The sequence below is a fragment of the Pseudomonas sp. genome, assembly GCF_051660785.1.
Taxonomy (GTDB): Bacteria; Pseudomonadota; Gammaproteobacteria; order Pseudomonadales; family Pseudomonadaceae; genus Aquipseudomonas.
The window spans coordinates 113,239-133,336 of the sequence record NZ_JBOFQE010000087.1 but is presented as its reverse complement, the minus strand read 5'-3'; the positions used below and the strand labels follow the sequence as shown (position 1 = coordinate 133,336).

17 protein-coding genes are annotated in these 20,098 nt (G+C 60.6%); 11 read left to right on the top strand and 6 right to left on the bottom strand.

Annotation, left to right across the window (positions count from 1 at the left end; all coding sequences use genetic code 11):
* The first annotated feature begins 3 nt into the window (after positions 1 to 3).
* Genes ACRC4F_RS23700 through ACRC4F_RS23680 form a run of 5 tightly spaced genes read left to right on the top strand, consistent with a single transcriptional unit; the run spans position 4 to position 7,151 of the window.
* Complete coding sequence (locus tag ACRC4F_RS23700; RefSeq protein WP_438661540.1) at positions 4 to 2,118, top strand: glycosyl transferase family protein; 2,115 nt, start codon at positions 4 to 6, stop codon at positions 2,116 to 2,118.
* Positions 2,115 to 4,658 carry an NfrA family protein gene (locus ACRC4F_RS23695; protein ID WP_438661539.1) on the top strand — a complete coding sequence of 848 codons (2,544 nt, stop codon included), beginning with the start codon at positions 2,115 to 2,117 and terminating at the stop codon, positions 4,656 to 4,658. The genes ACRC4F_RS23700 and ACRC4F_RS23695 overlap by 4 nt, the downstream gene beginning before the upstream one ends.
* A gap of 8 nt (positions 4,659 to 4,666) precedes the next feature.
* Complete coding sequence (locus tag ACRC4F_RS23690) at positions 4,667 to 5,320, top strand: alginate O-acetyltransferase AlgF (protein ID WP_438661538.1); 654 nt, start codon at positions 4,667 to 4,669, stop codon at positions 5,318 to 5,320.
* The gene (locus ACRC4F_RS23685) at positions 5,317 to 6,291 is read left to right on the top strand and encodes an alginate O-acetyltransferase AlgX-related protein (protein ID WP_438661537.1); all 975 of its coding nucleotides are present in this window, start codon (positions 5,317 to 5,319) and stop codon (positions 6,289 to 6,291) included. The genes ACRC4F_RS23690 and ACRC4F_RS23685 overlap by 4 nt, the downstream gene beginning before the upstream one ends.
* A complete protein-coding gene (locus tag ACRC4F_RS23680) occupies positions 6,288 to 7,151 on the top strand; it encodes a hypothetical protein (protein WP_438661536.1) in 864 nt (287 codons plus the stop codon). The genes ACRC4F_RS23685 and ACRC4F_RS23680 overlap by 4 nt, the downstream gene beginning before the upstream one ends.
* Positions 7,152 to 7,174: 23 nt before the next feature.
* Here ACRC4F_RS23680 and ACRC4F_RS23675 read toward each other — a convergent pair whose 3' ends face one another.
* Positions 7,175 to 7,864, bottom strand: a complete 690-nt coding sequence (locus ACRC4F_RS23675) for a TetR/AcrR family transcriptional regulator (protein WP_438661535.1) — start codon at positions 7,862 to 7,864, stop codon at positions 7,175 to 7,177.
* 143 nt (positions 7,865 to 8,007) lie between these two features.
* Between ACRC4F_RS23675 and ACRC4F_RS23670 the strand changes: the two genes are divergently transcribed.
* On the top strand, positions 8,008 to 8,433 hold the full coding sequence (locus tag ACRC4F_RS23670; RefSeq protein WP_438661534.1) for a hypothetical protein: 426 nt from the start codon (positions 8,008 to 8,010) through the stop codon (positions 8,431 to 8,433).
* A gap of 96 nt (positions 8,434 to 8,529) precedes the next feature.
* Here ACRC4F_RS23670 and ACRC4F_RS23665 read toward each other — a convergent pair whose 3' ends face one another.
* Both ACRC4F_RS23665 and ACRC4F_RS23660 read right to left on the bottom strand, forming a co-directional pair.
* A complete protein-coding gene (locus ACRC4F_RS23665; RefSeq protein WP_438661533.1) occupies positions 8,530 to 9,957 on the bottom strand; it encodes a sensor domain-containing diguanylate cyclase in 1,428 nt (475 codons plus the stop codon).
* A 189-nt stretch (positions 9,958 to 10,146) separates the two neighbouring features.
* Positions 10,147 to 10,605 carry a winged helix-turn-helix transcriptional regulator gene (locus ACRC4F_RS23660; RefSeq protein WP_438661532.1) on the bottom strand — a complete coding sequence of 153 codons (459 nt, stop codon included), beginning with the start codon at positions 10,603 to 10,605 and terminating at the stop codon, positions 10,147 to 10,149.
* A gap of 125 nt (positions 10,606 to 10,730) precedes the next feature.
* On the opposite strand from ACRC4F_RS23660, the gene ACRC4F_RS23655 reads away from it, so the two are divergent.
* The 3 genes from ACRC4F_RS23655 to ACRC4F_RS23645 all read left to right on the top strand — a co-directional run bounded on the left by ACRC4F_RS23655 (position 10,731) and on the right by ACRC4F_RS23645 (position 13,041).
* Positions 10,731 to 12,017, top strand: a complete 1,287-nt coding sequence (locus ACRC4F_RS23655; RefSeq protein ID WP_438661531.1) for an MFS transporter — start codon at positions 10,731 to 10,733, stop codon at positions 12,015 to 12,017.
* A 63-nt stretch (positions 12,018 to 12,080) separates the two neighbouring features.
* Positions 12,081 to 12,242: a DUF2986 domain-containing protein gene (locus ACRC4F_RS23650; RefSeq protein WP_438661530.1), complete on the top strand. Its 162-nt coding sequence runs from the start codon at positions 12,081 to 12,083 to the stop codon at positions 12,240 to 12,242.
* Between the two features lie 127 nt (positions 12,243 to 12,369).
* Entirely contained in the window at positions 12,370 to 13,041 is a 672-nt protein-coding gene (locus ACRC4F_RS23645; protein WP_438661529.1) for a class I SAM-dependent methyltransferase, read from the top strand.
* A 10-nt stretch (positions 13,042 to 13,051) separates the two neighbouring features.
* On the opposite strand, the gene ACRC4F_RS23640 is transcribed toward ACRC4F_RS23645, so the two are convergent.
* The 3 genes from ACRC4F_RS23640 to ACRC4F_RS23630 are packed head-to-tail and all read right to left on the bottom strand — an operon-like array spanning position 13,052 to position 16,601.
* Positions 13,052 to 14,284, bottom strand: a complete 1,233-nt coding sequence (locus ACRC4F_RS23640) for a nucleoside permease (protein WP_438661528.1) — start codon at positions 14,282 to 14,284, stop codon at positions 13,052 to 13,054.
* Between the two features lie 56 nt (positions 14,285 to 14,340).
* On the bottom strand, positions 14,341 to 15,438 hold the full coding sequence (locus ACRC4F_RS23635; RefSeq protein ID WP_438661555.1) for a sugar phosphate isomerase/epimerase family protein: 1,098 nt from the start codon (positions 15,436 to 15,438) through the stop codon (positions 14,341 to 14,343).
* Entirely contained in the window at positions 15,435 to 16,601 is a 1,167-nt protein-coding gene (locus ACRC4F_RS23630) for a Gfo/Idh/MocA family protein (protein ID WP_438661527.1), read from the bottom strand. Before ACRC4F_RS23630 ends, ACRC4F_RS23635 begins: the two co-directional genes overlap by 4 nt.
* 199 nt (positions 16,602 to 16,800) lie before the next feature.
* Between ACRC4F_RS23630 and ACRC4F_RS23625 the strand changes: the two genes are divergently transcribed.
* Positions 16,801 to 17,805, top strand: coding sequence for a LacI family DNA-binding transcriptional regulator (locus ACRC4F_RS23625; RefSeq protein WP_438661554.1), 1,005 nt, complete (start codon positions 16,801 to 16,803; stop codon positions 17,803 to 17,805).
* Positions 17,806 to 17,925: 120 nt separating this feature from the next.
* The gene (locus ACRC4F_RS23620) at positions 17,926 to 20,097 is read left to right on the top strand and encodes an ATP-binding protein (protein WP_438661526.1); all 2,172 of its coding nucleotides are present in this window, start codon (positions 17,926 to 17,928) and stop codon (positions 20,095 to 20,097) included.
* The last annotated feature ends 1 nt before the right edge of the window (position 20,098 follow it).

Below are 20,098 nucleotides of genomic sequence, written 5' to 3'. Positions count from 1 at the left end.
TCGATGACGTCGCTTTATTGGCCCTATTGGCTGGCTCACTACTACAGCTTCCTGGAAGCTTCGACGATCGTGATCGCCGTGCTGATCCTGATCTCCAGCCTGGACGACCTGTTCATAGACTTGTGGTACTGGTCTCGCCGCCTGTTTCGCAAATTCACCGCGGACCGAAAATACCGGCCGCTGACCGCCGAGCAGTTGATGTCCAGGGATGAGCAGCCGCTGGCGATCATGGTTCCGGCCTGGCTGGAATACGACGTCATCGCGCCGATGATCGAAAACATGGTGTCGACCCTGGATTACCAGAACTATGTGGTCTTCGTCGGCACCTACATCAACGACCAGCGCACCATCGATGAAGTCGAACGCATGCGTCGGCGCTACAAGCAGCTGCATCGCGTGGAAGTCCCGCATGCCGGGCCGACCTGCAAGGCCGATTGCCTGAACTGGGTGATCCAGGCGATCTTCCTGCACGAGAAAACCCACGGCATGACCTTCGCCGGCGTTGTGTTGCATGACAGCGAAGACGTGCTGCACCCGATGGAATTGCGCCTGTTCAATTACTTGCTGCCACGCAAGGACATGATCCAGTTGCCCGTGGTGTCACTGGAGCGCAACTGGTACGAATGGGTGGCCGGCACCTACATGGATGAATTCGCCGAATGGCACGGCAAGGACCTGGTGGTGCGTGAAAGCATGACCGACACGGTGCCATCCGCTGGCGTCGGCACCTGTTTTTCCCATCGTGCCTTGCGTGTGCTGGCCGGGGAAACCCAGAATCAGCCGTTCAACACCGACAGCCTCACCGAGGACTACGACGTCGGCGCGCGGCTGGCCAAGGTCGGCATGAACGCGATCTTCGTGCGCTTCCCGGTGCAGTTTCGCGTGCTGCGCAAATCCTGGTTTCGCAAGCCTTACGAATCGACCCTGAAGATGCCGTTGTGCGTTCGCGAATTCTTCCCCGATACCTTCCGCACAGCGTTTCGCCAGAAGGCTCGCTGGACACTGGGCATCGGTCTGCAAGGCTGGGAGCAAATGGGCTGGAACGGCTCGCTGGCCAACCGCTATTTGCTGTTCCGTGATCGCAAAGGCGTGGTGACGGCGTTCGTCAGCATCATCGCCTATGTGATTCTGGTGCAGCTGCTGGGGCTGATCATCCTGCGCCAAAGTGGCTTGTGGGACGTGAACTTTCCGACGCCGTTTGAAACCAACGGCTTCATCAACTACCTGCTGCTGGCCAACGGTATCGCGCTGGCGTGGCGCATCGCTCACCGCTGTTATTTCACCACCGTGCTGTACGGCTGGCAGCATGGTTTGCTGTCGATCCCGCGCATGGTCGTGGGCAACTTCGTCAACTTCATGGCCGCGTCACGGGCCTGGCGAATGTTCCTGGTCGGCAAGGTGATGAACCGCAAACTGGTGTGGGACAAGACCATGCACGACTTCCCGTCCACCGACCTGGTCGCTGCGGCACCGCGCAAGCTGGGCAGCGTGTTGGTGTCGTGGCAGGCGATCAACGAAACCGACCTGCAAAGCGCCCTCGCCGAACAGAAAACCCGGCACATGCCCTTGGGGCGGATCTTGCTCAGCAATGGCTGGCTGGACGACGAGACGCTGGCCGAAGCCATCGCTTTCCAGAATGACCTGCCGCGAGTATTCGATGTGGCCCACAAGGCGCAAACGTCAACCCTGGCACTGGACGATGAATTCGCCCTGCGCTGGCGGGTGGTGCCGGTAGGCCTGAATGCCGAAGGCCGAGCCCAACTGGCCGTGGCCAGTCCGTTGCCGGCCGAAGGTCTGCAACAAGTCAGCGAGGTAATGGGCAGCGAGCCGGTGCAACTGATTGCCCGGGAAAGCGAAATTGTCGCGCAGTTGCGCCTGCTGAACGTGCGTGATGGCCAAGCCGTACCGGATGCCCGTGCGCCGCTGCTGGGCGACCTGCTGATTGAAATGGGCCTGCTGGATCGTTACGTGTTCAACCGCACCATGTTGCAGTACCGCCCGCAGCGTCACGGACGCATCGGCGACTATCTGGTCGACAGCGGCGTGTTGCCCCGCGCCACCATCGAAAAGGCCGTGGCACGTCAACACAGCCACTACCCTGAGGAGCTCCCGGCATGAATCGCCCCTTGCTGACGCTCATGGCCACGGGGCTGAGTCTGATACCCGCGCTGGCGCATGCCGAAACGCTCCCATTGCCACTGACCGGCCCGGCCTATGTCACCGCCAACGAGGCGTACAGTGCCTACGAGCGCAAAGACTACGACCTGGCCATCGCCAAGGCCCGCGAAGCGTTGCGTCAGCGCGCCGACATCAGCCGTTTGAATACGCTGATTGTGCTGGCTCAACGCGACAAGGACCTGCGCGATCACCCCAAACGTTACCCGCCGTCACGTCAGGCGCCGGGTTTCGGCGCCGCGGCCCAGGCCTTCAAGGCCTATGATCGCGATGATTTCGGCGCGGCGGCACTGGCGTCACGCAAAGCCATCGCTCAGGCACCCAAGCGCATGGATTATCGACTGCTGCTGATCGAGTCGTTGCAGCGTCAACAGCATTTGCAGGAAGCGGATCAGGCCACCACCCAGGCCCTCGCCGTGTTCCCGGACGACGATACGTTGCTGATGCGCCGCGAAGCGATACGTCGGCAACTGGCCGCGCCGCTGGCAGTCGAGGGTTATCGCGCCCTGGAGCTAGGCCAAGTGCCGTTGGCCGTGGATCAGGCCAGGAAAGCCGTCGCTTGGGCGCCGGAGATCGGCGCCAACCAGCAACTGCTGATCAGCGCCCTGCTTGCTGGCAAGGATTACCGAGGTGCCGAGCTGGCCGCGTCCGGCGCATTGGCCCAGGACGACGGGGAAATCGCACCGTGGATTCTGCGCAGCTACGCCCTGGATCGTCAGGGAAAAACAGCGGCGGCCCAGGCTGACCTGAACCACGCCCTGGCCATCGATGGCCTGCTGGAAACGGAAATCCGCGACATTCGCTTCTTCGCCGCCGATGCCGCGCTGGCCCATGGCGAGCCTCAGCGGGCACTCGATCAGCTGCAGCCTTTGGTCGACGACGAAGGCGGCGAAGTGGCCCGCCGACGTACCGCCGCCCGAATGGCGCTCAGGCAAAAAAACAATGGGTTGAACGCTGTCGCCCAGTTCCCGGCACCGGCCTTGAACTGTCAGGAAACCGCCTTCGGCCTGGTCTGCGATATCTGGCCGGGCAATCAGCGTGACGGCGGCACCGACAAGGCCGGTCAGGCCTACGCGGCCCTCGCCAGCAAGGACCCCGCCTCGGCGGTCGTCCTGGCCAACGAAGCCATTGTTCGTGCACCGCAGAATCCGGCGTACCGACGGTTGCTCGTCAGCGCCCTGAGTGACCAGAAACGTGTGCCCGAAGCCATCGCGGCGGCCAGCGAAGGTATCAAGATAACGGGCGATGACGCCCGGCTGCTGGCCCAACGTGGCCGTCTGCGCCAGCAATCGGGTGACGATGCAGGGGCTCGCCAGGACTTTACCCAAGCCCTGGCGCTGGGCAGTCTGCCCGCTTATGAAGAAGCCAGTTTGTACAGCGCCATCGGCCAGCGCCGTACCGCGCGCGAACGACTGCAACAAGCGCGGGACACCGGCGAACTGGAATCGATGAGCGACCTGCAAATTGCCTACTTGTCGGTCCAGGCCGGCGACGATGACGGCGCCCACACATCGTTCCGCAAGGCCGATGGCGACACCCGACTCACGCCGACAGCCACTCAGGATGCGGCCTACAACGCCATGCGAGTCAATGACGACGAGCAAGCCGTCAGCTACTTCAAGCGCGTCATCGACGCCACCCATGCCGGTGAACTGGACCTGGCCCCGCAGCAGCTGTTCGACACCCGTCGCGCTGTGGCCGATGTGTCGCGCACCTGGGGCTTGACCAACACCACCAGTTATCGCGGCAACAGCACCAGCAGCGGCCTGAGCTCAGCGCCGAGCGGCGGCAATAGCAGCAATGACAGCCTGCAAAACAGCACCGAACTGTCCTGGCGCCCCTTGGGCTACCGCAACGCACGTTTTGTCGAACTCTACGGCCGCGTCACCGACACGCTGTGGAGCAAGAACAGCGATTCGGACACCGGTTTCGATGCGCTGCAAGGCGCGGTGGGTGTGCGGGTCAAACCCTTCACGTCGCTGAACGTGATGGCCGCCGTCGAGCGCACATTCCCCTTGGGATCGTCGGACGTCGACGGTGACTGGCTGCTGCGCCTGGGCTATGGCGCAAGCGTCGGGACCGATTTACGGGTCGATGCCGCCAGTTGGTGGACCTCGCAGTTGTTCGCTGAAGCCGGACATTACGTCAACGACTCGCGGGACTATTTCAACAGCGAATGGCAGGTCGGCCGCAGCTATGCCATCGGTGGCGCAGGCTCGCGCTGGGTGACGTTCCCTCATGTGGTGGCCGCGTTCGATTACGACTCGAAGATGAACAGCGGGACCGACTCCGACGGCAAGTCGGACTCATCGTCCGGCAAGGCCGGTGGCATCGGTGTCGGCAACAACGTCCGCTACTGGTTCCGCGAGGACGCCTACAACGCGCCCCGCTCCTATGTCGACTTCTCCCTGCAGTACCGCGTCAAGGTACTGGGCGATGATCGCGCTCAAGGTGTCTTCGGTCGCCTGACTTATTCCTATTGAGGACTCGTATGAACATTCGATTCTGTCTGTGGCTGGGACTTGGCCTGAGCCCGATGTGGGCAAATGCCGCCCCTGAAATTGCCCAACTGTACGCGCCAAAACTGCCCGAAGGTTCGGCCTGGGTGCGGGTGGTCAACCCCTCCGACACCGCCATGCAGGTCCAGGTGGGTCAGGGTGCGAGTTTCGCTCTTTCTGCCCAAGCCACGGTGGCCAGTCCGTTTCAGGTCGTGGACTCGCGACAGCCGCTGCAGGTGACCGTCAACGGTCGCGAGATCAAAGACCTGAGCGCACCGAAAAGTGCGTGGGTCACGCTGATTCTCGACAGCGATCCGACACGGGCGCCACGTCTGGTCATCGACCCGCCGCTGCGCGGCAAAGACCTGCGCGCCGAACTCAATGTCTACAACCTGGCCAACGGCTGCGAAAAGGCCGGGGTCAAACTGGCTAACCATGCCCCGGTTTTCAATCAGGTGCCGTTCAACGGCCAGGCCCAGCGTACGATCAACCCTGTGCAAGCGACGCTGGTTGCCAGTTGCGAGCAGAACAACAGCCTGCCGTTCAAGCTGGCGCCCTTCAAGGCCGGCGATCGTTACAGCCTGTTCCTGGTGGGCTCCCGGCAAGCTCCACGCCTGATCGGTCTTGTCGACCAGACCGCGCCATGACCCTTCAATTGAAAGCTCGCTTGCCGGTTCCGGCCATGATCGCCGGTTTGTTGTTAAGCCTTTCGGGCTCCGGCGTTCAAGCGGCCTCGGCAGTCATTACCGGTGAAGGTGGCTGGCTATTCCCGGCCTGGGAAAGTCTGAACAAAGTCGACAATCAAGGGGCGACCCGCAACATTGCGCGGGTCAAGGAACTCCAGCAGCACCTTGCACGGGAACACATCGGGCTGGTCGTATTGGTGGTGCCAATGAAGGCGCCGTTTTATGCGGCGCGCCTGCCCGCCGATCAGCCCTTGAGCCCGGCGGTGATGCAGCGCTACGAGCACTTGCAGAGCGAACTGAATCAGGCTGGCCTGACCACGCTGAACATCAAGCCCGTCCTGCAACGCACCGAACACGGCAAGCAGACCGCGTTTTACCGCGCCGATTACCACTGGACAGCCTGGAGCGCAGAAAACACTGCCGACGCCACGGCGCAACTGATCAACGAGCGCTACCGTTTGCAGGGCGAGCCCGGTGGTGGCGCGGCGCTGGGCCAGTGGTTCGACCGACGTGCGTTCGGTGACCTGGCGAGCAATTTCCTGCCGGCGATCAAGCGCAAGGCGATCGGTCGCGACATCTACACCGTCCGCCACCAGGCAGAGAACGACTTGCTGATCGACGACGCACCGGCACCGGTTCAAGTGATCGGCAACAGCTTTGTCCAGCCTTACCTGGGCTTTACCCAGAAGCTTTCCAATGCCCTGGACCGTCCCGTCGCGCTGACCTGGAACCCCGGCGACGTCGGCCCATGGGCTACCCTGCTGCAATACCTGGAGTCGGCGGATTTCACCCAACACAAACCGCAAGTGATCGTCTGGCAATTCAATGAGGGCCAGTTCCACCTCGGCCCCGATGCGGCGGCCAACTGGAACGCCAAAGGCGTCGTCTCGCTGGGTCAATGGCATCAGCGCATCAACAAGGTACTTCCGTGAACATTCCTGGCTACACCGCAACGCGCGCAACCCTTGCCGGTCTGTTGTTTGCCGTCATCCTCGCTACCGGGACCGGCACACTTTACGTGACCAACAAAAAGGCCTCGGCCCCGGAAATCGTCGGCATCGTCTGGCAGCCAGACAACAAGACCGTCGGCATCAACGGCCACTGGGAAAAACTCGGGGCGCGTGAGTTGCTGGTGCAATGGACCGTCGTCGACGATCAGGCATTCATACCCGGTACCGGCCTGCCCAGCGTGCCGGTCCTGCCCGATTGGGCCCGCATCGCCAAGGCTCCTTGGGCGCAAGATGTCATCCTCGGACTGGCCGGTTACTTCAGTGAGAACCGCTCACGGGACAACATCGAGCAACTGGCCGCAGTCTCGGAACGCATCGCCAAATTGCCTACCCCCTTGCACGTTACCGGCTGGTATTTCCCCGCCGAAGTCGACCCCAGCTGGACCCGCGCCAAAGAACTGCCCGCCTTGCTGGCGAAATTACCGCGACCGTTGTGGATCAGCGTGTATGACGGCGCCAATATCGGCCCCGCCGCCACGGCCGAATGGCTCAAGCAGTGGCTGCCGAATGACATTGGCGTGTTCTTCCAGGACGGCGTCGGTGTCTACGCCCGCACCGCTCCGGTCGCCCGAACCTACGCCGATGCCCTGCGCCAGCGCCTGGGTAAAGACCGGGTGCGCATCATCGTCGAAGCCTTCCGGCCCAACTTCGGTGGCGGATTCCGCTCCGCGACTGCGGCAGAACTCAAGACACAACTGGCGGCCTATGGCGGATATCCGCTCTACCTGTTCGACGGACCGCACTACGTGACGCCCGAGTTGGTGGAGCAACTGGGGCAATAACGTGGATCGAACAGCGTGGCGATTCAGTCGGGCGAACGAACAGCCCGCGAACTCGCAGGCGCCGGGTTGCGCTTTCGTCGCGCCTCTTCATCCTCCGCCAGTGCCTGACGAACGAGCGCCCGAGCGGCCCAGGCGGCGGCGTCGAGTGATTCTTCGACGCTCGCGCGGCTGATATCGCGCACGGCGATCAACGCCTCGGTGCCCATCACGATCGACAACGCCTGCTTCAACCGTTTGCGCGCCCGGGGTGAGAGTACATCCTTCAGTGAATCGACAATCGGCTCGATGTAACTCATGCGCCGGCCCGGGCGCAGGGGCGTCTCATGGGACTCGTTTTCGAGCCACACCGTCATGAACGAACGCTCCATCACGTGCAGCCCGACCTCGTCGTCGATCAAGAGTTTGTTCAATGCGTTCGCCGCCAGCCCCATGCCTTTTACCGGATCGTCTCCCGGCTGCCAGATGGATTCCAGCGGCGGCAAGTCACGATCGGCCGCCGTCTCGCTGATCAACGCTTCAGTCGAGGGAAAGTAGCGATACGCCGTGGCGCGCGACACCATTGCGCGCTCGGCGACTTGCGCAACCGTCGGGTTATGGCCTTCATCGCGCAAGGCGATGGCGGCGTCGATCAGCGCCTGGCGCGTGCGGCGCTTCTGGTTGTCGCGGCCCTGATCGCCGTCACCGCTGGACGGGCTTGACTTCGAAATTGGCATGGAGTAAATGAGATCCTGTCTTGTCGTGAGACGCGAGTCTCATATTAGACACATGACCAGCACGGCACAACCGCCGCGCATGACGACTTCACATCGATTGTTTCAGCAACTGAGGGCGCCTCAGGGCGCATGAGGTGAATGCCATGAATCACAACCCCCGTTCACGGACCTGGTTTCGGCTTGCGGCCCTTTACTTTGCCATTGGCGTGGCGCTGGGTGTGGTGATGGGCGCTTCCGGCGACCACTCACTCTTCGCGGTACATGCCCATATCAATCTGTTGGGGTGGGTGTCGATGGCCTTGTTTGGCATCATCGGCACAGCACACCCGTCCATCACCGAAGGACGCGTTGCCGCTGCACAGTTCTGGACGTACAACGTTGGCGTTCCGGTGATGCTTGGTGCACTGACGCTGCGGCTCAAGGGCTTGCCGTCAGTCGAACCGTTGATTGGCGTCGCCTCCATCCTCATCGGCTGCAGTGTGCTGCTTTTCGCGTGGCTGGTGTTCTCGCGCATCGGCGAAACGGCAGAGCGCTTGAGCAGCGCAACAGGCGAATCGCGTTTGTCATAACGCACGAAGAACGAGTGACGGTTTCAGGGCAGCGTATCGATGCGAGGCGAAAGCCGCCCCGGATCGAGCACTGCCCTTCACAACGGGCAGCCAGGCTCAGGGCGAAGGCTGGAGGCTGGTTTCGATGGTCGTGACCACACGGTTACGGCCTTCGTGCTTAGCGTGATACAGGCGTTGATCGGCTGTGCGCAAGATGGCCTCGATGGTGTCGCCGTCGCGGCCTGATTGCGATACGCCGATGCTCACGGTGACCGCGGTCAGCCGCTGCAGGCCATGAAAAGAATTGTTCGCAACGGAATTGCGCAGACGTTCCGCGATTTCGTGCGCACCTTCAAGCAAAGTCTGAGGCAGCAGAATCATGAATTCTTCCCCGCCCACTCGGGCCACGCCGTCATACGGCCGGATCGAATCGAGGCACTTCTCTACGAAACCCTTCAGGATGTCATCGCCAACCTGATGCCCGAAGCGATCGTTGATGGACTTGAAATTATCCAGGTCGAGTGCCAACACGGAGAACGGCGCACCGCCGCGTCTGGTCCGGCCAATTTCGACTTCGACCCGCTCCATGAATCGACGCCGATTGTCAGCGCCTGTCAGCGGGTCAGTCGCCGCCAGGTGCCCGAGTTCCTGATTGGTGCGCTGGAGTTCCAGCAGCGCGCCCTCGGTGTATGCCATCGCTTCGGCGAGGCGCACCATCAACTCTTCCTGGCTGTAGATCTTCGAAAACGACCGCGTGGTGAGGAATGCTTGCACAACCCCATAGCTCAACATGAAGAATCCGCCGGCGAAGATCGCATGAGCGAGCCACCACATGTGGTTCCACGGACGCGCGAGGATGAAGGCAAGGGAGGACAGTGCGAACGCAGTGACCGAGATGACAAAAATCATCATCAGCGGCGAACGGATACGGCGCAGCAGAAGCAATATCACGGTCAATGTGGAAAGAACGAGCGCCCCCCCTTCCATCGACAGACGCACCACGAGATTGCCGGCGATGGGCGAATTCGCAACGTACGCCACTGCCACGTCAATCAGCAGGAACAGCGCTATCCAGGTCAGCCATGGGCGAACCTTGGTTCGTTGGTCTGGGGTATCAGGTGGGCGGTGGTACGACAGCATGCCGACTAACAACAATATCGACATGACCAGTCGGGAGGCCGGCCCATAAAGCAGGAAGAGCCAGATATTGTGGTGCGCTTGGCCCGTAAACGCGCCATGCAACGCGTAGATCAGTACAAAACCGAGGAAACCAAGCGTCATCCATCGCAGCAGCGGATCTCCGGATGACTGATAGCAGCGCCATGTGACATAAGTCACGAACAAGCCTGCCAGGGTGGCTGCCGTGATCGCAATTTTATGGAACAGGTGATGCTCGAAGAAAAGCGTGGGGTCCTGAAAAAGGTATAAGTAGCCAATCAGATAGCCCGGAACCAACGCAAATCCTGCGAGCAGCACGTACGCGTAAACCTTCACCATGAGACGAACGGCCTCAGGTGGCTCGTCGGTGGCGATGAGATTGCTCATGGTTCCCTCCAGTTCAAATCCATTTAGCCAACACCGGTCCGGTGCTGGATCCGCCTGCATGCCAACGGTCCCACGCATCATTACGCGAATATGCAATGGACCGATCTATGGCATCTGAATATTAGTCTCCCTAGCGGTTTCTGCCGCACAAGCAGGTAAAAAATGTTCATCCAGCCTGGCAGCGTCGATTCAAGATCCGCCGGCAACCACCCTCACTCTGTGGCAGTCGGACGGTCCGAGTTTTTGACCGTTTGAAGATCGCACCTCAATTGGCATCAGAGGTCGTCCGGCCGCGTTGTCCAGGAGCACCGAATGCGTCTCTTGCGGCTTGAACAGGAAACGTTCGCCCCACTGCCGCATGCTGACCACAACCGGAAAGATCTCCCGTCCTTTGTCCGTAAGGACATATTCCTTGTAGGCACTTCCATCGGACGCCGGTCGAACGTCGAACACACCGACCTCAACCAGCGTTTTCAAGCGCGATGCCAGAATGTTTTTGGCCACGCCCAAGCTCTTTTGAAACTCGCTGAACCGGCGAATATCGTCAAACGCGTCGCGAATGATCATGAGTGACCAGCGATCCCCAATAGCTTCCAGTGTTCTTGCTACGGGGCATTCGCTGCCTTGCGGTGAAGTGCCTTCGACCATCGTATTTACCTCTTGGAAACGGAGTGCCAAGCCTGTCGAGCTAACTGGTTGCAATTTGAAACTCGATTCAGCAATAATCGAAACCAGTTTTTATTTGAAACCAGCTTAACGCCATGGAGGCGTGCATGACAGCAGATGCCGACTCAGCCATCAAACGTTTCTCCGCGCAGCCTTCGGGGTTGCCGCAGGCGGATACGGGGGAAAACTACGGGATCGACCGCCCTTCAGGGCTTACTCCGTCGCTCACATTATTGTTTTCCGTCACCTGCGCTCTAGCCGTAGCCAACGTCTACTTCGCCCAACCCCTGCTCGCCTCAATGGCGCAAAGCCTGGGCGTCACCTCGGGATTGATCGGGGTCGTGGTGACGGCCACTCAGGCTGGATACGCGCTGGGGTTGTTGTTCATCGTGCCGTTGGGCGACAGGGTCAACCGTAAACGGCTGGTTTTGACTCAAGTGATGCTGTCAGCCATTGCGCTGGCGGCAGTCGGTGCAGCGCAACAATGGCTGGCCCTGCTGGGCGCCATGATCGTGATGGGCTTGCTGGCCGTGGTGGTTCAGGTGCTTGTGGCCTATGCCGCCGTGCTGGCAACGCCATCACAACGCGGGCAGGCAGTGGGGACGGTCACCAGTGGAATTGTCCTGGGCATTCTTCTGGCGCGGTTTACCTCTGGGCTGATCGCAGATCTGGCGGGCTGGCGCGCTGTTTATTTCGTGTCTTCAGGATTGATGCTGACCCTCGCGGCGGTGTTCTGGAAAGTGGTTCCTGACGCAGCGCCGCCGCGGCATCAAGACACCTATCGGGCGCTCATTCGTTCGCTCTTCAATCTGTTTATCACCGAACGTACCTTACGTGTCAGGGGCCTGCTGGCCTTGCTGATCTTTGCCGCTTTTTCTGTGCTCTGGACCTCCATGGTGCTGCCGCTGAGCGCCCCGCCGCTGTCGCTTTCACACACGGCCATCGGCTTGTTCGGCCTGGCCGGTGTCGCCGGCGCCCTGGCGGCCAGCCGAGCCGGTCGCTGGGCCGACCAAGGTTGGGGACAACGTGTAACCGGCATTTCGCTAGGGCTGCTGACGCTTTCCTGGTTGCCCATCACATTTGCCGAGACGTCCCTGATCTCGCTGGGGTGCGGAGTGGTACTGCTCGACTTCGCGGTGCAAGCCGTACACGTCACCAACCAGAGCCTCATTTTTGCCGCACGCCCCGACGCGCAAAGCCGCATGGTCGGCGCCTACATGTGTTTTTACTCGGTCGGCAGCGCGTTGGGGGCCGCCGCCGCGACCCAGGTTTATGCGCTCTGGGGATGGATGGCAACAAGCCTGTTGGGCGCCTTGATCAGCGCAACAGCTTTGTTGCTGTGGGTTATTACCAGCCGTCTCTCGTTACCGAAGCACCAAGCGCAGCCTGGTTGACTGGGATCTGGTTTGATATTCAAGCTGATATCATTCAAGCATTTACAAACCGGGTAAAACACCATGAATCGTCAGAAGAAAATAAAGCAGTTGTTAAAGGCACATGCCAAAAAGGCCAGTGCCAAACTGGCGCCGCAAAACAAGGCCAAATACATCAGTAAAGCGGACCGACTGAAACTGGCGGCTGAATCCAGCGACGACTCGATCATTTCCTCTGAGGGCTGAATTGCATCGGTGGCCGTCCGACCAATGCCGTGAATCGCTCTGCGAAAACCGGGAGGGACCTGCCCACTTCAAGCTTTCCGGAAACGTGTCCTATCCTTCTAACCAACCCAAAACGTTGGACTTCGACATGCCCACCCCCGAATCCACTCTCCTCGACAGCTGGCACCACAACGCCCATTCCTGGATCGAAGCCATCCGCAGCGGCGCCATCGAAAGCCGCCTCACGGTGACCGACCAGGCCATCCTGCTGGCGGTGCTGGGCCGCCAGCCGGAGCGCGTGCTCGACCTGGGCTGCGGCGAAGGCTGGCTGTTGCGCGCACTGGCGCAACGGGGCATCACGGCAGTCGGTGTGGATGGCGATGCGACGCTGGTCGAAGCGGCGCGGGTGGCGGGCTCTTCGCAGGTGCAGGTGGCGAGCTATGACGAATTGGTGGAAGCGAAGGTGGACATCGGCCGCGACTACGATCTGATCTGCGCCAACTTCGCGTTGTTGCACCAGGACATCATCCCGCTGCTCGCCGCCATGAACGCCCTGCTCGCCCCAGGCGGTGCGCTGGTGATCCAGACGCTGCATCCGTGGGCCGTAGCGGCGGGCGACTATCAGGATGGCTGGCGGGAAGAGACCTTCGCCACGTTCAAGGGCCAGTGGCAACCCATGCCGTGGTATTTCCGCACCTTGTCCAGTTGGCTGAATGCGCTGGACATGGCCGGGTTCCGGCTGGCCGCCCTGCAAGAGCCGCAGCACCCGCAAAGCCAGGTACCGCAGTCGTTGCTGTTGGTGGCCGAGCCGCGACGGTGAACGAGCCTGTTCAGACAGTCGATTGAACAACTGCGGCCTGGCGCCCCTTGAACGCCAGCGCAAAGCAGAAAAATATCGCCAGGGCGAACCCGGCCGGGAACAGCCAGATGCTCTTCCAGTCATGGCTGCCCGTCAGCGCAAAGTGGTCGGTCACCTGCCCTGCGACCCAGAATCCGATCAACATGCCCAGGCCGTAAGTCGCCAAAGTAATCAGGCCTTGAGCCGAGCTTCTGAAGCGTTCCGGTGCTTTGGCGTCGGTGTAGATCTGGCCGGACACGAAGAAGAAGTCGTAGCAGATGCCGTGCAAGGCGATGCCGGTAAACAGCATGAATGCCAGGTCGCCATTGTTGCCGTAGGCGAACAACAAGTAGCGCAAAGCCCACGCCAGCATGCCGACCAAGAGCGCAAGCTTGATCCCGAAGCGGTGAATGAACAGCGGCAGAAGCAGCATGAACAACACTTCGGAAACCTGCCCGATGGCCATCTTCGCCGTCGGGTTGGTCACGCCGATTTCCGCCAGAAACGGGTTGGCATTCTGGTAATAAAACGCCAGCGGAATGCAGATCAAAATCGAGGCGATGAAGAACACCAGGTAACTGCGGTCCTTCAGCAAGCTCAGGGCATCGAGCCCGAGCATTTGCTTGAGGCCGCTGCGGCCCTCCTCGGGTTTCAGGGGCGCGGTGCGCGGCAAGGTGAAGCTGTAGAGGCCGAGGACCAGAGAGGCCATCGCCGACATCAGAAAGGTGTTGCGCAACCCGCCTGACGAAATCATCGCCTGGGAATCCCAGGCGAACACAAAACTGATGACCACACCGGCCACGATCCAGCCGATGGTGCCCCACACACGGATGCGCGAGAACTCGAGGGCCGGGTCGCGCATCTGCCGGAACGCCACCGAATTCACCAATGCCAGGGTCGGCATGTAGATCATCATGTACGCCAGCACGTACGGGTAAAACGTGCTGAAGTCCGGCGCGCGATACAGCTGATACAGCAACACCGCGCCCAGCAGGTGCAATACCGCGAGGATGCGCTCGGCATTGAAGAAGCGGTCGGCGATCAAGCCGATCACAAAGGGCGCGATGATCGCGCCCCAGGACTGTGTCGAGAACGCCATGCCGATCTGCCCGCCACTGGCGCCCAGGTTGCTGGCGAGGAACGTGCCGAGGGTGACGAACCAGCCACCCCAGATAAAGAATTGCAGGAACATCATCGCGCTCAGGCGCGCGGTCATCGTGGTCATAACAGTCACCGTCTTATTGTTTTTCTTGTTGGAGAGAGGAGCGAACAACGTTGTGGTCAGGCGTCGGGCAAGCCCAGCAACCGTCGATTGAAACCTTCATCCGACTGCACGCTGGCGAAATCGTCGAACGCCTTCTGTGTCTTGGTGATCATGTGCTGCTCGATGAACGCCGCCCCTTGCGCGGCGCCCTGGGCGGAGTCCTTGAGGCAACACTCCCACTCAAGCACCGCCCAACCGCTGAAGTCGTATTGGGTCAATTTGCTGAAGATTGATTTGAAGTCGATCTGCCCATCGCCCAGCGAACGGAAACGCCCCGGCCGCTCGACCCAGCCCTGATAACCGCCGTAGACGCCCGAGCGGGCATCGGGTCGGAACTCGGCGTCTTTGACGTGGAACATGCGGATGCGCGCGTGATAGCGATCGATGAAACCGAGGTAGTCCATCTGCTGCAGCAGCAGGTGGCTGGGGTCATACAGAATCGCAGCCCGTGGATGGTGATCCACCGCCTCCAGAAAACGCTCGAACGAGGCGCCGTCGTGCAAGTCTTCGCCGGGGTGGATTTCGTAGCACAGGTCGACACCGGCCTCCTCGAAGCAATCGAGAATCGGCAACCAGCGCTTGGCCAGTTCGGCAAAGCCTTGTTCGACCAACCCGCTCGGGCGCTGCGGCCATGGGTAGACATATGGCCATAGCAGCGCACCGGAAAAGGTCGCGTGGGCCTTCAACCCAAGGCGCTGACTGGCGCGGGCGGCGAGCTTCAACTGCTCGATCGCCCACTCGGTGCGCGCCTGCGGCTGGCCGCGCAAATGCGTCGGGGCAAAGTCGTCGAACAAGGCGTCGAACGCCGGATGCACCGCCACCAGTTGGCCTTGCAGGTGCGTCGACAACTCGCTGATCTCGACGCCCGCTTGAGCGCAGACGGCTTTCAATTCGTCGCAATAATCCTGGCTTTCGGCCGCGCGCGCGAGGTCGATGTATTGCGTGCCCAAGGTCGGCAATTGAATGGCCTTGTAGCCCTGGGATGCCGCCCACTGGGCAATATTGGCCAGGGTGTCGAAGGGCGCTTCGGCGGACATGAACTGCGCGAGAAAAATCCCCGGGCCGCGCAGGCCTGCTTGAGAGGAAGGGTTCATGGGTGAGTGCTCCGGGTTCATTGAGGGCAGACCAGTTCGGTCCATTTCGTGTCGCCACGATGGTTGGCAATCACCGTTTCGATGAAGGCCATGCCGCGCAGCCCGACGTCAATGCCCGGTACGCCGGGGGCTGCGTTGCCTTCGACGTTGCTGCGAATCGCGTTGGCGAAATCGCCGTAGAGGTTGGCCATGGCTTCCAGATAACCCTCGGGATGTCCGGCCGGCAGACGCATGCGCCGGGTCGCGGCGTCGCACAACCACGGTTGGCCGATACCGGAACGCAGCACGCGCATGGGTTGATCGAGGGAACGATGGATCAGGCTCGACGGTTCTTCCTGACGCCATTCCAGGCCGCCCTTGTCGCCGTAGACGCGGAGCTTCAACGGGTTCTCTTCACCCGCGCAGACCTGGCTGGCAATCAACACGCCCGTGGCGCCGTCGGACATCTTGAACAGCATCGACGCGTCATCGTCCAGTTGCCGGGTAGCAATGTGGGTATTCAACATCGCGCACAGGTGCTGGATGGGTTGGTCCGCGACAAATTCGGCCAATGAAAAGGCATGGGTGCCGATATCGCCGATGCAACCGCCCAATCCGGACTGCTCAGGCAGATCGCGCCACCCGGCCTGCTTGTTGCCCTGCCCCGCTACATCCTCGCTCAGCCAGCCCTGGGGATACTCGACGATCACCTTGCGCACGGTGCCGATCACGCCGTCGCGAACCATCTGCCGCGCCTGCCAGACCATCGGATAACCCAGGTACGTGTGGGCCAGGCCATAGAGGCGATCGCTGCGTTCAAGGACGGCCTTGAGCGGCAGCAACTCGGACAGATTCAACGCCGCCGGTTTCTCGCTGAACACATGAAACCCCGCGCTCAACGCCTGGCTGGCAATCGGCGCGTGCAAGTGATTCGGCGTGACGATGATCAGCAACTCCATGCGCTGCTCGGCGGGCAGCGCGCGCTCGGCCTCCAGCATCTGCCGCCAGTCGCTGTAGCAACGCGAAGCGGGCAATCCCAATGTGGCACCGGTTTGCTGATTGTTGCGGGCGTCGCGACTGAACGCGCCACACACCAGTTCAAAACGTCCATCGAGCCCGGCGGCCTGGCGGTGGGCCTGACCGATAAAGGCACCCTCCCCGCCACCGACAAAGCCCATTCTTATTTTTGGCACTGGCACATTCATCGCAATTCTTCTCTGTTTGAGGCGGATTCAAGCGGCTTTGAGGAACCTATCCTCAAGCCGATGTAACCGGTTACATCGTTGCGGAAATTTAGACCCGGTTTTGCGAGGTGTCAAACCCCGGATGAATATCCAGGAAAATTTCAGGGTCGGGCCGAGCTGCGCTAAGCTCGCCGCTGCACAGTTCGATAACGAGGTGGTCTTGTCCAATATCCGCGAAGTAGCCAGGCTGGCCGGCGTCTCCGTCGCCACGGTGTCCCGAACGCTGAAGTCGCCTGAGCGTGTGCTCCCCGACACGCGTGACAAGGTCAACGCCGCCGTGGAAAAAGCCGGTTATCGACCGAACCTGATGGCGGTGCAATTTCGCTCGCGCCGAACCGGCAACCTCGTGATTCTGGTGCCGACCATCGCCAACACCTTTTTCGCCAGGGTGATCAGCGGCGCGCAACAAGCCGCCCAGCTCGCCGGCTATCGGCTGCTGTTGTGCGACACCCAGGGCCGCGAGGAAATCGAACGGGAATTTGCCGAATTGGTGTACGCCCATCAGGCCGATGGGGTGATCCAGTTGCGCGCCTATGACCCTTTCGAAGCGCCCTTCCCCAGCGCCGAATTACCGCCAATCGTCAACGCTTGCGAAGTGATTCAGGGCGGGCGTCATCCCACTATCAGCCTCGACAACCGCGCCGCCGCCAAGGCCATGACCGAGCATTTGATCGAACTGGGCCATCGCCGGATCGGCCTGATCAAAGGCCCGAAAAGCAGCCCGCTGACCCGCGATCGCGTGGCGGGGTATCAGGACGCCCTGCATCAGGCAGGGATCGCGTCGGATCCCGCGCTGATCTGTCATGGCGATTTCAGTCTGAAGGCCGGTCATGACGGCGCCGCCGAGATGTTGGAATTGCCCGACCGCCCCACTGCACTGTTTTGCGAAAACGATGAAATGGCCATCGGTGCATTGAAGCGCATCAAGCAACAGGGCCTGCGAGTCCCCGAGGACATTTCATTGGTAGGCTTCGACGACATTCCGTTCGCGGCGTACTGCGATCCGCCCCTGACGACCATCTCGCAACCCGCCGAAACTTTCGGCCAGCAAGCCGTGGAAATGTTGATTGCGCTGATCGAGAAGAAACCGATCGCTCAACGGCATGTGGTGTTGCCGTTCAAATTGACCTTGCGCAACAGCACGGCGGTGGTCAAAAAGCGCTGACACCCGGCCGGTCAAAAGCCGCTGCACGTCCAAAACAAAAGAAACCCAAGCCTTCGATCACACCGGTGGAACCTAGTCGGAGAGGCAGCCTCGGATATATAAATCCACGTGGGTGAACACATGGCTATCGAGGCGACGTTACTGCGCCAGCGCAAGGTGCTTGCCGAGTTTGGCGAGCTGGCGTTGGTGTCAGACGATATTGAGCACATCCTGGACGAAGCCTGTCGCCTGGTCGGGGACGCGCTAGAGACTCATCTGGCCAAGTTCATGCTGTTGCAAGAAGACGGCGCCACGTTCGTGGTGCGGAACGGCATCGGCTGGACCCCGAATGTAGTCGGGAAAGTCTGGGTTCAAGCCTGCGAAGGAAGCCCCGAGCGGTTTTCACTGGACAACGACGCCCCGGTGATTTCGGCGGATATTTCGACAGAAACACGCTTCTGCTATCACGACTTCCAAAAGGAAAACGGGGTAAAAGCCTTCGTAAACGTCCTCGTGTACGGGGCCACGGAGAATCGCCCTTTCGGCATCTTCGAGGTCGACAGTCGAAGCCCTCGCCAGTTTACGGACAGCGATATCGATTTTCTTCGCGTCTACAGCAACCTGCTGGGAGCCGTTTTAAAGCGCTCCAATACCTTGCAGGCCATGCGTTCGACGGAAGAACGATTGCGTGAAAGCGAAAGGCACTACCGAATTGCGGCGGAACTCAATCCGCTGTGGCCCTGGACGGCAGACCAGATTGGCACGCTGACTTCCATTGATCAGCGCTGGTATGAATACACCGGTCTGACCTCTGCAGAGACATTAGGACGGCAGTGGACCAAAGCGGCTCACACAGAGGATCGAGAATCGATGGAAAACCTCTGGAGTCGATCCCTGGCCACACTGGAGCCGTTCGACACGCAGGTGCGACTGCAAAAAAACACCGGAGAATATCGCTGGTTCAGAGCCCGGGCCCTGCGCAGTTTCGACACTGCCGGACACAGCGAGCAATGGTACGGAACCCTTGAGGATGTCGATACGCGCGTGCAATTGGAGGCCGCGCTACGAGACTGGAACGATCGGCTTGAGGATCGTATTGCCCAGCGCACGGTTCAGCTTGAGGCCGAACAGCATGAACGCGCCATGGCGGAATCCAAGCTTCGGCAAAGTCAGAAAATGGAAGCGGTTGGCCAACTGACTGGCGGCATTGCCCATGACTTCAATAACTTGCTGGCGGGCATCATCGGCAGCCTGGAGCTGCTGCAACGGCGTATCGACGCGGGTCGTTTTGATGAGCTGACGCGCTATGCGTGCGTGGCAATGACCTCGGCATCAAGGGCCGCTGCGTTAACCCAACGTTTATTGGCGTTTTCGAGGCAGCAATCGCTTCAACCGGAACTGCTCGAACCCCGGACAGTGGTGGCGGGACTCGACGAAATGATCCGGCGCTCGGTCGGCCCCAGCATCATCGTCGAAAGCTCATTTCGAACAAGCGATCGCATCCGGTGTGACCTCAACCAGCTGGAAAACGCGCTGCTCAACCTCGCGATCAATGCTCGGGATGCCATGCCCAATGGCGGCACCCTGAGCCTGGGGGTCGATCGATGCGTCATTGATCAGGCCTCGTCATCCGAGAAAATGATGCCGTCAGGCTCATACGTAACGATAGCGGTGACGGATTCAGGTACGGGAATCAGCGCGGAGAATTTATCGCGCATATTTGACCCGTTCTTCACCACCAAGAAGATTGGTGAAGGCACTGGCCTGGGCCTCTCGATGATCTACGGTTTCACCCAGCAATCCGGTGGGCAGGTCAGAGTTCACAGCAGCGTGGGTGTGGGCACGACAGTGACGATGTTTTTTCCAGTGGATCATGCCCAGCCTGACCAGCACGCAGCCAATCCGGATGAGACTCAAGCAACGGAGGCGTTCGGCCATAACGAAACCATTCTGCTGGTGGACGATGAAACGGCCATTCGGCAGATGGCCTCGGAGTTCTTGTCCGACATGGGCTATCGAGTCATTGAAGCCGTAGACAGCGTCTCTGCCCGAAAGCAAGCGCAAAAGCTGGAGCACATCGATCTGCTGCTGACGGATATCGGATTGCCCGGGTTGATGAACGGGGTAGCCCTGGCCGCTGAATTCAGGGGAAAACATCCACAACTCAAGGTGCTGTTCATCACCGGTTTTGCGGGTGGTACGAGTCTGGTCTCCGTCGATTCGACTACGCGGGTATTGACCAAGCCGTTCAGTCTGAACGACCTCGGCCAGCGAGTGCGCTCGCTGATCAGCGCAGGTGCGTCGGCGCCCTAGT

Bases quoted from the DNA above. Each gene is read 5' to 3' on its own strand.
- ACRC4F_RS23650 (WP_438661530.1), top strand. From the start codon at position 12,081: ATGAATCGTCAGAAGAAAATAAAGCAGTTGTTAAAGGCACATGCCAAA.
- ACRC4F_RS23670 (WP_438661534.1), top strand. From the start codon at position 8,008: ATGAATCACAACCCCCGTTCACGGACCTGGTTTCGGCTTGCGGCCCTT.
- ACRC4F_RS23640 (WP_438661528.1), bottom strand. From the start codon at position 14,284: ATGACCACGATGACCGCGCGCCTGAGCGCGATGATGTTCCTGCAATTC.
- ACRC4F_RS23645 (WP_438661529.1), top strand. From the start codon at position 12,370: ATGCCCACCCCCGAATCCACTCTCCTCGACAGCTGGCACCACAACGCC.
- ACRC4F_RS23675 (WP_438661535.1), bottom strand. From the start codon at position 7,864: ATGCCAATTTCGAAGTCAAGCCCGTCCAGCGGTGACGGCGATCAGGGC.
- ACRC4F_RS23655 (WP_438661531.1), top strand. From the start codon at position 10,731: ATGACAGCAGATGCCGACTCAGCCATCAAACGTTTCTCCGCGCAGCCT.
- ACRC4F_RS23665 (WP_438661533.1), bottom strand. From the start codon at position 9,957: ATGAGCAATCTCATCGCCACCGACGAGCCACCTGAGGCCGTTCGTCTC.
- ACRC4F_RS23630 (WP_438661527.1), bottom strand. From the start codon at position 16,601: ATGAATGTGCCAGTGCCAAAAATAAGAATGGGCTTTGTCGGTGGCGGG.
- ACRC4F_RS23660 (WP_438661532.1), bottom strand. From the start codon at position 10,605: ATGGTCGAAGGCACTTCACCGCAAGGCAGCGAATGCCCCGTAGCAAGA.
- ACRC4F_RS23635 (WP_438661555.1), bottom strand. From the start codon at position 15,438: ATGAACCCGGAGCACTCACCCATGAACCCTTCCTCTCAAGCAGGCCTG.
- ACRC4F_RS23620 (WP_438661526.1), top strand. From the start codon at position 17,926: ATGGCTATCGAGGCGACGTTACTGCGCCAGCGCAAGGTGCTTGCCGAG.
- ACRC4F_RS23685 (WP_438661537.1), top strand. From the start codon at position 5,317: ATGACCCTTCAATTGAAAGCTCGCTTGCCGGTTCCGGCCATGATCGCC.
- ACRC4F_RS23690 (WP_438661538.1), top strand. From the start codon at position 4,667: ATGAACATTCGATTCTGTCTGTGGCTGGGACTTGGCCTGAGCCCGATG.
- ACRC4F_RS23700 (WP_438661540.1), top strand. From the start codon at position 4: ATGACGTCGCTTTATTGGCCCTATTGGCTGGCTCACTACTACAGCTTC.
- ACRC4F_RS23695 (WP_438661539.1), top strand. From the start codon at position 2,115: ATGAATCGCCCCTTGCTGACGCTCATGGCCACGGGGCTGAGTCTGATA.